Origin of the sequence: Legionella steelei, from assembly GCF_001468005.1 — a bacterium.
Classification (GTDB): Bacteria; Pseudomonadota; Gammaproteobacteria; order Legionellales; family Legionellaceae; genus Legionella; species Legionella steelei.
The window spans coordinates 783,432-796,085 of sequence record NZ_LNYY01000019.1; the positions used below are offsets into that span (position 1 = coordinate 783,432).

Consider the following 12,654-nt stretch of genomic DNA (forward strand, 5'->3'; position numbering starts at 1 on the left):
ATAATTTTTTTATTTAGTGTGGAAATCGTTTTGGTTTTAAATCACTATCCACACATACCACTTGAATTTTAGCCTCACAAATTATTTTGCCGTGTTGATTGCGCATGCTTTGTTCAAATAAAAAACTACAAGCCCCTAATTGCTGTAGTTGGGTGCTCACTGTCAATAAATCATCCAATCGAGCAGGTGCTTTATAACGAATATGTACATCGTATATTGCAAAAAGGGTATCTTCTTTCGTCAAATCAGAGAGAATTAAATTATTTTCTCTTAATATTTCAGTCCTTGCTCGTTCGAAATAACAAAGATAATTCGCATGATACACAATTCCCATATAATCTACGTCTTCAGCATACACTCGAAAAGAATGTTGATATGTGGTTTTGGCATCCATTAAATTAGTCCTGCTCTACTGTGTTTAAACCAAAATGCTGATAGGCCCTTTGAGTGGCTATTCTACCTCTTGGCGTGCGCATAAGGAATCCTTGTTGTATTAAAAATGGCTCTAAAACATCTTCAATTGTACCTTTTTCTTCTCCAATTGCTGCCGCGATGCTATCAATACCTACAGGACCACCATTAAATTGTTCAATCACGGCTAACAATAACTTTCTATCCATGAGATCAAAACCATGCTTATCCACCTCCAACATTTCCAAGGCCTTTTGTGCAATATCAACACTAATGATACCGTTTCCCTTAACCTCTGCATAATCTCTAACACGTCGTAGTAAACGATTCGCAATACGTGGGGTGCCTCTGGAGCGTAAGGCGATTTCTCTTGCTCCCTCAGGTTTTGTTGTTACATTAAGTAATTGTGCTGAACGCGTAACAATTTGTGTTAATGAGTCTACAGAATAATATTCAAGACGTTGTACGATACCAAACCGATCTCTAAGAGGAGAGGTGAGTAACCCTGCTCGTGTTGTTGCTCCGATTAGGGTAAAAGGAGGTAATTCGAGTTTAATAGATCGTGCTGCCGGGCCCTCACCGATCATGATATCCAGTTTATAGTCTTCCATTGCTGGATAGAGTATTTCCTCGATTACAGGACTGAGTCTATGAATTTCGTCAATAAATAAAACATCATTTGTCTGTAAATTGGTGAGTATTGCAGCAATATCACCTGCACGCTCAATTACCGGTCCGGAGGTTTGACGCAAATTAACACCCATTTCATGAGCAATAATATTTGCTAAAGTCGTTTTACCAAGGCCAGGAGGACCAAATATTAAGACATGATCCAACGCGTCTTTTCGCTTTTTCGCCGCATCAATAAAAATCTGCATCTGCGAACTTACAGCATCCTGCCCTATATATTCACTAAGACTCAAAGGTCTTATAGCACGATCAATAGCCTCTTCTGAGGCAATACTTTGAGTACTGATTAAGCGGTCACTTTCCAGCATAAAGTTCTTATTAGGAGTTCGGGCGAATGAGGTATTTTATCATATGTTTTTTGAATCGCAGCTTATTTGTTGAATTAATGAAGCGAAAAACAAAAAAATTAATCGTTTTCTTAGGCTCACTCTAATAACCTGAAAACCTGGTTGCCCCGGATAAGGTCTTTGCCTGCTTTCGAGACTACTTTAACCAGGTATTTTCGAATTAGTTTGTCATGCCTACTATTTGAGGATAAAGCCCGCCTTGTTGCTGGGTGTCCTCCTCAAATACTTTAGATGGTTTCTCAGAAGAAGCGGCAACCGGTTTAAAAAACATGATTAAACTTTTTTCTCGGTTAAATTCTTCCTCGACGGGAGCACTCGATTTAAATTCATCAACACACTCAAAAAAGTTACTCACTGAGAATATAGCGGCTAAACCAGCGATTGATAATATACCAAGCGCAAAAAATGGATTAACAGCTGCTAGTGGTGCGGCCATTAGAACACAATAGGAGAAAAAAGCACATGCAAGCCCGGCCCAGAATAATAGCTCTAATGAAGTGAAAATATTCTCAAGAACGATTCCTGTTTTTTTTAGAGATTTGATGTCCGCCATTTCTTTTAATACGTCACCAGGTATTACCGTTCCACTCTTTATCTCTTCGAGCCCATGAACCAAAAGTTCGTAAGTTTGTATGCATGCTTCTTCATTTTCTTTATAGTTTGCTTCAATATATAAGTTGTAGTAATACGCTTTAACTGCTTCTAACTCTCTTTTAATTTGTGCATTTAATTCCACTCCATGAAATAATGCATCAATTTTTTCATTGCATTTTTGTAAACGCTTTGTTCGATTAGACATAATTCATCCCTTAATTGCGCATAAGAAAAATAACATTTAGATTGATCAGTAACTAAACACGTGTTTTATATCATAATTGCTTAAACTATAAAAGATAAGGTATTTTTATCTTCTAAAGTTCTCAATACTAGAGAAATGATGCGCTCATAGTGCTATCTGAAATTTCTATTTTTGAAGCAGGTATGGTTATATCAGGCTGAAAAAAAGCTATTAAATATCGCTTTCTCATCCTCCCTATGCAAGAGTGAGTTGATGCCATAAAGTCGTAAAAACTTGTTACGATATTATTAACTAACCGTTCTTTCAAAGCATTAGGCATGAATGAGCTCTTTTACTCTATTTAAATAGATAAGTGACTATAAAATAATCAAAAAATATTTTATACCATAATTGTTAGAAGAAAAAAATGATCACAATTGATCTATGGATGCCATGACTAATTTTCGAGCCCTAAAAATACGAGATCGTACCGTTCCAATAGGGCAATCCATTTTTTTTGCAATGTCTTCATATGATTGCCCATCCAGAATATGCATTCCATAACATAAACGTAGCTCATCAGACAAAGTAGAAAGGATTGATTCCAATTGTTCACCAAACTCGATATTAATTAATAAATATTCAGGCGATAATTCAACCGAGGGATAATAGTTATCGGCATACTCAGCCTCCATATCCATACGTAAATTGGCTGTACGATAATGATTTTTGATTGTATTTTGGGTAATACGATACAACCAGGTAGAAAATTGACTTTTCTCTTTAAAATAATGTAGATAGCGATAGACTTTAATTAATACTTCTTGTGCCAAATCACTAACATTTGCACGATCTTGAATATGTAAGTGAATAATTTGCTGTATCTTATTATTATACCGTGACAGTAACAGATTATAAGCCTCCATGCTCCCCTGTCTCGCCAAATTAATTAAGTCTTCATCGCTATAAGAAGCTTCTTTATTCATCACTTCCTCATAATTCCATTATATGAATGACTGTATTTTATTTATATCATATGTATAATTATATACCATTAATTTGTTTTAAGATGTAGGAAGCGCAATTGATTGTTTGTAATCTGGTCAAGGAATAAAACAATTCGCTTTTTTTGTCGGTAGCTTTGAAATTCAATGAGTAGAAAAAAAGAATTGTGAATAAGAATAGTAGCTTGGGTATACGTTTTTTTATTCCCGCGATAGAGCTCTAAAATCCATCCATTACCTGTAGATTCTATTTTTTTAATTGATGAGCACGGACTTTGCTTAGACCAATCCATTTTGAGTAACATGATAATACAGCCAAGCAAGAATACTTTAATCAAGAGATATACTGATGAATAGAGGATTAAAGCAACTGTAATGGAATAAACTACTAAAATTAAACGCAAATAAGTCTTTGACTTTTCGGGTTCAATTGTTATTTCGGATAATAGTGACAATTTTTTTAAGCTCTTTATCTTGAGGGTCCTCGTGTCCCATCAACCAGGCAAATAGCTCTGGATCAGTACAACTTAATAACGAATTCAACGCATCGAGCTCTTGTGGAGTCAATTGCTCAAGTTTGTGTTCGAGAAACTGGTGTAAAATAAGATCCAACTCCAGCATACCTCGGCGGCAGTGCCATTCAATTCTTGCTTTTTCTTTGGGATCCAACATGGCATATCTCTTTTACGAATGAAGCTACGAGTAAATGATACACTACTGACTTTATAAACGGAAATCATTAACCTTGATATTTACAACGCTACTATGGCGAGTTCAAAAAATCAGATACACTCTGCAAAATTTCAATTGGACAGTTATTCGCTTCTGGGCGTAACTTTTATTTTCAGGCTGACAATAATGAGTAAAATTTTTACATACCCAATTAATAATAGAACATTAACAACCTTTCAAAACTTGGAAAACGAGTTAATATTACTGCCCCAAAAAAATTATTTATTTGATTTGTCTTATCTGGATGTTATTGATGTCGTGGGGGATAAAGCCATTGAGTTTCTTCAAGGCCAATTAACTTGCGACTTAAATACCATATCCGACATCCAAATGATTCAAGGTGCCCAATGTAATCTTAAAGGACGAATTCTTGCATTAATGGATGTTATTAATTGGCAAGGCGTTAAGTTAATTCTCCCTAAAGATTTACAAGAGGCGACTATTAATTCATTAAATAAATACGCTTTACTTTCTCGCGTTTCGCTTAAAACGAACTCCCACTTCCATCTCTTTGGATTTTATTTACAAAATCAAAAAGACATTATTCCTGACACCGAGTTTTTCCCAAATACACTTTATTCTCAAACCTATAATGCGCGTTCTTGTTGCTATCATTTAGGGAATGGATTCTATGTTTTTCTAGTTTTAGCCGAAGACGCACAAGAGATACAACAACGCTTTATGGACAAAGAACAGTTTCTTGGTTCTTTGACCTGGCACACCTTAAGACTATCTCACAAACAGATAGAAATTTATCCTGAATCTCGAGGTCTATTTTTACCACATAGACTTGATCTACAACAAACACCATACGTTAGTTTCAATAAAGGTTGCTATAAGGGACAAGAAATTATTGCACGAATGCATTATAAAGCGACTTTAAAACACCAAATGAACATTTATAAAATTAAAACAGAACAAAAAATTTATTCCGGACAAAAAATACTAAATCAATCTGAAGGAGCAGAACTCGGTGAGCTGATTGATTTTTCAATTCTTGGACCTGAACAGTATTTAATTGCGGTAAGTATACTAAAAGAAACCAATCGCACCGTTTTTCTTGAAGGGCATAATCAATCAGTAGAATTGACAGACATAAATGCTAAATAAGATGTAGGTTGAGTCTTGGCCCAACCTACATAAACTCAGGAGTGATAACAAATAGTGTTCCTGGCTGGCAGCCAGGCTACAGATATATTAGGCTTCTTGCTCCGCTAATGCATAGGATTGCAAAGTAGTTTGCGTGAGATCCAGTAACTCTCTGATTGCGACAAAGAACATGGTGTAGTTCAGCACCGTACTCGCTTTCAGATCAGCCAAAATATAGCGCCAGCGCTGAATTAACGCACGATGAGCCTCTCCCCAAGAAACAAGACGTGCTTGGAAATCGGGGTTATCTCCATCATAGTTAATCAGTCCAGCAGTGAGTTGACGTTGTTGCCAATCCAAATCATCTCGTAAAGCTTCTCTAGATAAAGACTCCCAATGATTCTCGCTTGGATGTATAATAATTTGTTTTCTTATCCAGGCCAGATCTAAGAACTCGCCAATTCCGAAATAAATTTCAGCAACCTGAGCTACTTTCATATTTTTCTTGTGAGCGATTTCTATAATATCCGTTGCAGCAAACAAACCACGAGTTACGGTTAACTCATGAGCTAAAGCTGGAGGAATATCCTCGTCAATAAGCTCTTGATAATGCTCTGCATATTTTGCTCGTCGTTCTTCATTTAAAATAGCTGGGACTGACATCTTCAGCTCAGTAACGCCTTGTGCATAAAGTTTTACAACTTCAGAAATATCCACAGATCGGCGTTGACTACGCAAGAACCAGCGTGTAATGCGTCGTGCTAATCTGGAATAAAGCATCATCATTTCTATTTGTTTTTTGGCGCTAACCTTAGTACCCAGTTCTTCGATTTGCCTCCAAACAGATTCCAAATTAAGCACTGAACGAGTGATTATGTATGCTCTTACAATGGCTGAAACTGGAGCTCCAGTTTCATCTTGCAATCTGAAGACATAAGTAAACCCCATTTCGTTTACTATGATATTGCTTAAGCGGGTTGCGATAATTTCTCTTCTTAGTGGATGAGATTGCATTTGCTTGCTAAATCGCTCTTGTAAAGGCTTAGGAAACGAACTAATTAAAAATTGCGTCATGTAGCTTTCTTCAGGAACACCTGAAGCCAGAATTTGCTCCTTCAGAATTGTTTTGCTGTAACACATCAATACAGCAATACTCGGACGCATCAAACCTTTACCCATCAACTTACGTTCTAAAATGACTTTATCATCTGGCAAATACTCCAGATTACGATCAATTTTTCCTGATCGCTCTAATTCACTGATATAACGACTTTGCAAATCCAAAGCTTGCAGCGGCTGTGATGCAGACAAGCTAATTGCTCGTGTTTGTAAGAAATTGTCACGAAGTACCAATTTACTTACTTCATCAGTCATTTCAATTAACAATTCATTGCGTTGTTTTGGAGTCAAATCACCAACTGCAACAATACCATTAAGTAGAATCTTAATATTTACTTCTTTATCAGAGCAATTAACACCGCCAGAGTTATCAATGAAATCGGTAAATACCAGCCCACCATTTAGTGAGTATTCAACACGCGCCAACTGTGTTAGTCCTAAGTTACCGCCCTCACCCACAACCTTGCAACGTAATTGTTTTGCGTTAACTCTCGTTGCATCGTTGGTTCGATCACCAACATTCGCATTTGATTCCGTGCTGGCCTTAACATAAGTACCTATTCCTGCACTCCAAAGTAAGTCAACCTTAGCTTTCAAAATTGCTTTAATTAACTCATTTGGCTCAATTTCAGTCTGTTTAATTCCGAAAGCTGCTTGCATTTCTTTACTGACTGGAATTGATTTGGCATTACGGTTAAAGACCCCGCCGCCCTTGGAAATAAGTTTTTTATCATAATCGGTCCAATTGGAACGAGGTAAATGAAATAAACGCTCACGTTCTGTATAGCTGGCTTCTGCATCTGGAGTTGGGTCAATAAAAATATGGACATGGTTAAAGGCACCAATTAACTTGATGTGTTTTGACAACAACATGCCATTACCGAAAACATCACCGGCCATATCTCCAATACCAACCACAGTGAAATCATTATTGGCTATATCCATATCCATTTCATAGAAATGACGCTTCACTGATTCCCATGCACCTTTAGCAGTAATTCCCATTTTCTTATGGTCATAACCGATTGAACCACCTGATGCAAACGCATCACCTAACCAAAAACCATATTCTAATGAAATGGCATTGGCAAGATCAGAAAACGTTGCGGTACCTTTATCGGCAGCAACCACAAGATAAGGATCATCTTCATCAAAACAGATAACATTCTCAGGTTTGACAACCTTACCTTCAACATAGTTATCAGTAATATCCAGAAGCCCACGAATAAATAATTGATAACAGCCTATTCCTTCAGCCATTATTTCTTCACGTGTGCCATTTACTGGCAGCAACTTAGGAACAAATCCACCTTTAGCACCACTAGGTACAATTACTGAATTTTTTACTTGTTGTGCTTTCATCAAACCAAGTATTTCTGTACGAAAATCTTCTCTGCGGTCAGACCAACGCAAACCACCGCGAGCTACCTTGCCACAACGTAAATGAACTCCTTCGAAGCGTGGAGAGTAAACAAAGATTTCAAACATCGGATGTGGCTTTGGCACACCAGGAATAATCTTACTGTTTAGCTTAAGAGAAATATAGGGCTTATGATGTCCATCAGCGTTTAATTGGTAAAAATTGGTACGCAATGTGGCGCTGATAGCATGAATGTACTGTCTAATTATCTTATCTTCGTCAAGATTTGATACGGTATCAAGATCGGCCAATATTTCGATGGATAAATCGGTAAAACGATCTTCTCGATTGGGATCATCAACAGGATTGCAACGAATTTCAAACAATCGCACTAACTTTTTAGCAATGGCAACATTATTATTGAGCGCCATTTCCATATAATCTTGGCTAAAGGTAATTCCAATTTGTTTAAAATACTTAGCATAAGTACGTAAAACAGCTACCTCACGCCAATTAAGACCCGCTGCCAAAACAAGTTGATTAAATCCATCATTTTCAGCTTGTCCAAACCAAACTTTGGCAAATGCATTCTGGAATAATTCTTTAATTTCATCCAAATCAAATTCAATTGGCTTATTATATTGCATGGCAAATTCATTAATCCAAGCAACTTTACCATCCTCAAATTTTAATGGGTATGGACGTTCACTAATCGCACGTAAACCTAATTTTTCCAATATTGGCAAAACATCAGATAGAGGTATGGTTGTATCATGTTGATACACTTTTAATCTAAAACTATTTTCTGATTCATCTAAAGGCTTATAAAAATTAATGCCTAATGTATGTTCTGGGGTAAGTAATTCTATATGTTTAATGTCATAGACCGCTGTTCTTGCAGAAAAAACATCACTATAAGCAATAGGAAATGCATTTTTATAACGAGCGTAGAGGCTATTTGCTTGTTCCTCTCCATACGCCTCATTTAGATGGGTTTGTAAATCATCTGTCCAAGAGCGCCCTGCATCAATCAATTTTTTTTCAATTTCTTTTAAATCATACTCAAATGGCAAATTCGGATTAATTTTAATAATAAAATGAACACGTGCTAGTACCGATTCGGTAAATTGAGTTGAATAAGTGGTCTCAATTGAATTAAAACTCTCATCGAGAATTTTCTTCATCGCCATTCTTAATTCAGTATTAATTCGGTCTTTAGGAACATATACCAAGCATGAGACAAAGCGTCGATAAACATCAACGCGTGCGAATAAACGAATACGCTTTCTGTCTTGCATGTAAAAAATACCCATTGCAATTTCCAGAACTTCGTCTTCTGTTCCTTGAATCAAATCATCTCGTGGTAATGTTTCAAGAATATTTAACAACACTTTACCCGCATGACTGCGTGGATTTAATTTAGAATTTTCCATAATGAGCGCTACCTTACGTCTCAAGAATGGAATTTGTTTGGGGTTAGTATGATAAGCCGCAGAAGTATAAAGACCAATGATTCTTCGTTCACCAATCACTTTCCCTTGAGCATTAAATCGCTTAATTCCGATATAATCTGTGTAAGCATCACGATGAACGCTTGCTAATGTATTAGTTTTTGAAGTAACTAAGATGCGGGGAGACATGGTAAATTCACGTGCTTCAGGTGACATTGCAGAAATGCTACGCGTCATTGATTTAGTCACACTCTCACGTAGAAGCCCTAAACCAGTATTAGGAACAGCTTGTAGCACTGTTTCTTTACCCTTTTCTACTAATTCATAATCCCTCATTCCTAAAAAAGTGAAATGATGGTCTTCAATCCAATGTAAAAATGCCTTGGTCTCTTCTACCTCATCCAAATCAAGCACAGAAGATACTTTATCAATTTCTGTAATTGCTTCTCGAACTTCAGCACGCATTTTCTCCCAATCTTCAAAAACAACGCGATTATCTTCAAGAGCACGTTCACATCCTTTGTGTAATTCTTCAAGCACCTTAGGATCTGTTTGTCGATCAATTTCAAGGAATATAGGCGCTTCATGAATCACGCCTTTTTCATCTAACATTTGAGTCCGAGGCAAAATTTCACAAATTCGATTTTCTTTATCTCTTTTAACGCGAATTCCACCCATATGGATAGTAAGATGAGAGGATAATCCCATTCTATGGATTACCAAACGAATTGAATCGACCAAAAATGGCATATCATCACAAATCACTTCGATTACTGTATGTGTTGTTTGCCATCCATGACGTTCATAATCTGGATTATAGATTCTAATTTTTGTTTCATGAGGTGCGCGCTCATGAATCAATGACCAAAAATTTACTACAGCACCGTATAGATCATCTGTAGTCCATGCACTCAGATCTTCCATAGCTACAGTGCCATACAACTGTTTGGCAAATTCGGCGCAAAACTCGGTTTGCTCACCTACCATAGAACTTCTAATTCTATCCACAATGGCTTCAATTAATACGTCTTTACCCTCTTCAAATTTATAAGACATTGTTGCTTTACCTCGTCGATTTTGCCTCAGCCCTACAGCGAGAATTATTGTTTAAAAAATAAATAACCAAGCCACTCTCACCAAAACAGTAAATATACTATTAGGTGGGAGTGGCTCAAAAAATTATGCTGTATTAAGTACATGATGCCTCCTACTTCAAAAGTAGGAAACAACAAACCTTAATATCATGAATCACTAATCGCTATGGTTTTAGTATTTACAAATTCCAATATACCTTCCCTTGATAATTCACGACCATAGCCTGATTCTTTTATTCCGCCAAATGGTAATCTGGGATCAGAAGCCACAAAAGCATTAACGAAACACGCCCCTGCCTCTATTTCATGAGTAGCTATATGCTCCCCCCTGTCCAAATCACGAGTAAACACAGCGGCTCCTAAGCCATATTGGCTTTGATTTGCATAAGCAATACCTTCTTTCTCATCATTGGCTGTGATAATCGCAATAACAGGGCCAAATAACTCTTCATCAAAAGCAGGCATACCTGGTGTCACTTGAGTTAGCAGTGTTGGCGGATAATAAAAACCTTTTCCTTCCGGAATTATACCACCTAGCAATAATTTAGCACCTTGTTTCAGTGATTTTTCTACTTGAATTTGTAAGTTTTCACGCAAATCTAAACGGGCTAATGGACCAAGCTTAGTTTCCGAATCAAGTGGATCACCCATTTTAAACGCGGATACATGTTCCGTTATTTTTTGTACCAATTCTTTTTCAGCTGATTTTAAAACGATGATGCGCTTAGCTGCAATACAGACTTGTCCAGAATTATTAAGTCTTGAATTGACAATACACTCTGCTGCCAAATCAAGATCGGCGTCCTCAAGAACAAGATATGGATCGCTTCCGCCAAGCTCTAGCACCGATTTTTTTAAAAATTTTCCTGCATGACTCGCAACAGCACTGCCTGCACGTCCACTACCCGTCAAGGTAACTGCAATAACATGAGGATGTTCTATAATTTTAGCCGCCCCATCATTATCAACAACTAAATGTTGAAAGAGGTGCTTCGGAAAACCTGCTTCTAAAAATAATTCCTCTATTTTGTTTCCTGTTCCAGTTGAAATAGGTGCGTGTTTTAAAACTGCTGCATTTCCAGCCATAATAGTAGGGACGGCAAAACGGAAAACCTGCCAAAATGGAAAATTCCATGGCATGATTGCAAAAACGATTCCGAGTGGTAGATGGCATACTTTTGCCTTCTTCATCTCAGTTTGAACTATTTTGGGCGCAAGGTATTCTTCTGCGTGTTCTGCATAATACTCACATAACCAAGCGCATTTATTAATTTCTGCTCTACTCGCAGTAATAGGTTTACCCATTTCGGTCGACATTAAACGCGCCAACTCATCTACTTTTGATTTTAAAAGTTGTGCAAGTTGCAACATTAAAGTTTTTCTTTTACTAAAAGGAGTTTTTCTCCACGTCAAATACACCTCATGCCCTTTGTTAATTAACTCATGGGCTTCCTGCTCATTGAGACAATCATAGCTTTGTAGAATTTGTTCCGTTGCAGGATTTACAGTTTGAATTTTCATTATTTCTCCATACAGAATAAAGTATATTTAACTAAAGTTATCAACTCTCCTTGCACACTACTTTTGATTATTGATACTATTTTTATGTTTTTTAACTTTTTTATAAAAAAACAACAATAGTTTAGCTCAATATATTAATACAATTATTAAATATTTTTAGAAAACTGTATTTTAAATGAGAATGCGTTTAAACAATGTTTTTTTATTAACACTAGGATAATTAATGAATTCAAGCAAACTGCAATTCCATCCATTACAATACGTAGCGGCTTGGTCAGTGCATGTCTTTACTGCAAGCGCAGCCTGTATTGGTATTTTTTCTTTGGTAAAAATGTATCAGCACGAATACATTTTTGCATTATGGCTCATGCTGATTACGGTTGTTATTGATGCTGTTGATGGAAGTCTTGCTCGTTTGTTCAATATTAAGAAAATTTTACCAAAAATAGACGGCGCGTTGCTTGATAACATTGTTGATTATTTAAATTATGTAATAACGCCTTGTTTTTTCTTACTCGTCAGACCCGGCATGCTTCCGCCTACGTACTCTGTCTTTCTAATTGCTGCGGTTTCAATTACTTCTGCTTATCAATTTTGTCAATCTGATGCAAAAACACCAGATCACTTTTTTAAAGGATTTCCATGTTACTGGAATATTACCATTTTATACATGTTTATATTTAATACATCAGCGACAACTAATGCTATTATATTAACCATTCTCTCTATTCTGATTTTTGTACCTGTAAAATACGTATACCCTTCGCGACTCGATTATTTAACAGAATCAAGAATATTGAAGGTCCTGATGCATGTTTGCTCCATAATTTATGCAATTAGCTCAGTATTTTTACTTATAAGCTACCCTAATACAAATGTTATTTGTCTTAGCCTCTCTTTGGCATATGTTGGAATGTATTTATTTTTAAGTTTTTATAGAACCTACTATCCTATGATTAAGGCAAAAATTTCCGCTCATAAGGAGTAGTGCTTCTATTTTTTTATTGTGGGATAGACTTTGCATTTTTTATGATTAAAATAACCCCCAAAGTTTACTT

The 12,654-nt window shown here is 36.5% G+C and carries 9 protein-coding genes; 2 read left to right on the top strand and 7 right to left on the bottom strand.

Features of this window, described 5'->3' with window-relative positions:
- Window positions 1–13: 13 nt before the first annotated feature.
- The 5 genes from Lste_RS07635 to Lste_RS07665 form a co-directional block, all read right to left on the bottom strand.
- Window positions 14–394 carry a YbgC/FadM family acyl-CoA thioesterase gene (locus Lste_RS07635; RefSeq protein ID WP_058510452.1) on the bottom strand — a complete coding sequence of 127 codons (381 nt, stop codon included), beginning with the start codon at window positions 392–394 and terminating at the stop codon, window positions 14–16.
- Window positions 395–398: 4 nt separating this feature from the next.
- A complete protein-coding gene (ruvB, locus tag Lste_RS07640; protein WP_058510453.1) occupies window positions 399–1,409 on the bottom strand; it encodes a Holliday junction branch migration DNA helicase RuvB in 1,011 nt (336 codons plus the stop codon).
- Between the two features lie 199 nt (window positions 1,410–1,608).
- Window positions 1,609–2,247 (bottom strand): DUF5638 domain-containing protein, encoded by a 639-nt coding sequence (locus Lste_RS07645; RefSeq protein WP_058510454.1) that lies wholly within the window; start codon window positions 2,245–2,247, stop codon window positions 1,609–1,611.
- A 410-nt stretch (window positions 2,248–2,657) separates the two neighbouring features.
- Entirely contained in the window at window positions 2,658–3,212 is a 555-nt protein-coding gene (locus Lste_RS07655) for a sigma-70 family RNA polymerase sigma factor (RefSeq protein WP_058510456.1), read from the bottom strand.
- A gap of 444 nt (window positions 3,213–3,656) precedes the next feature.
- A complete protein-coding gene (locus Lste_RS07665) occupies window positions 3,657–3,902 on the bottom strand; it encodes an FAD assembly factor SdhE (protein WP_058510457.1) in 246 nt (81 codons plus the stop codon).
- Between the two features lie 186 nt (window positions 3,903–4,088).
- On the opposite strand from Lste_RS07665, the gene ygfZ reads away from it, so the two are divergent.
- Window positions 4,089–5,072, top strand: a complete 984-nt coding sequence (gene ygfZ / locus Lste_RS07670) for a CAF17-like 4Fe-4S cluster assembly/insertion protein YgfZ (protein WP_058510458.1) — start codon at window positions 4,089–4,091, stop codon at window positions 5,070–5,072.
- Window positions 5,073–5,159: 87 nt separating this feature from the next.
- On the opposite strand, the gene Lste_RS07675 is transcribed toward ygfZ, so the two are convergent.
- Together Lste_RS07675 and Lste_RS07680 are read right to left on the bottom strand one after the other, a co-directional pair.
- On the bottom strand, window positions 5,160–10,037 hold the full coding sequence (locus Lste_RS07675; RefSeq protein ID WP_058510459.1) for an NAD-glutamate dehydrogenase: 4,878 nt from the start codon (window positions 10,035–10,037) through the stop codon (window positions 5,160–5,162).
- 185 nt (window positions 10,038–10,222) lie between these two features.
- Window positions 10,223–11,596 carry an NAD-dependent succinate-semialdehyde dehydrogenase gene (locus Lste_RS07680; protein ID WP_058510460.1) on the bottom strand — a complete coding sequence of 458 codons (1,374 nt, stop codon included), beginning with the start codon at window positions 11,594–11,596 and terminating at the stop codon, window positions 10,223–10,225.
- Window positions 11,597–11,819: 223 nt separating this feature from the next.
- Here Lste_RS07680 and pcsA point away from each other — a divergent pair, with 223 nt between their 5' ends.
- The gene (gene pcsA, locus Lste_RS07685) at window positions 11,820–12,584 is read left to right on the top strand and encodes a phosphatidylcholine synthase (RefSeq protein WP_058510461.1); all 765 of its coding nucleotides are present in this window, start codon (window positions 11,820–11,822) and stop codon (window positions 12,582–12,584) included.
- Window positions 12,585–12,654: the final 70 nt, after the last annotated feature.

Excerpts from the sequence above, each read along its gene's own strand:
- Lste_RS07635 (WP_058510452.1), bottom strand. The coding sequence starts at position 394 with ATGGATGCCAAAACCACATATCAACATTCTTTTCGAGTGTATGCTGAA.
- ruvB (WP_058510453.1), bottom strand. The coding sequence starts at position 1,409 with ATGCTGGAAAGTGACCGCTTAATCAGTACTCAAAGTATTGCCTCAGAA.
- Lste_RS07645 (WP_058510454.1), bottom strand. The coding sequence starts at position 2,247 with ATGTCTAATCGAACAAAGCGTTTACAAAAATGCAATGAAAAAATTGAT.
- Lste_RS07655 (WP_058510456.1), bottom strand. The coding sequence starts at position 3,212 with ATGAATAAAGAAGCTTCTTATAGCGATGAAGACTTAATTAATTTGGCG.
- Lste_RS07665 (WP_058510457.1), bottom strand. The coding sequence starts at position 3,902 with ATGTTGGATCCCAAAGAAAAAGCAAGAATTGAATGGCACTGCCGCCGA.
- ygfZ (WP_058510458.1), top strand. The coding sequence starts at position 4,089 with ATGAGTAAAATTTTTACATACCCAATTAATAATAGAACATTAACAACC.
- Lste_RS07675 (WP_058510459.1), bottom strand. The coding sequence starts at position 10,037 with ATGTCTTATAAATTTGAAGAGGGTAAAGACGTATTAATTGAAGCCATT.
- Lste_RS07680 (WP_058510460.1), bottom strand. The coding sequence starts at position 11,596 with ATGAAAATTCAAACTGTAAATCCTGCAACGGAACAAATTCTACAAAGC.
- pcsA (WP_058510461.1), top strand. The coding sequence starts at position 11,820 with ATGAATTCAAGCAAACTGCAATTCCATCCATTACAATACGTAGCGGCT.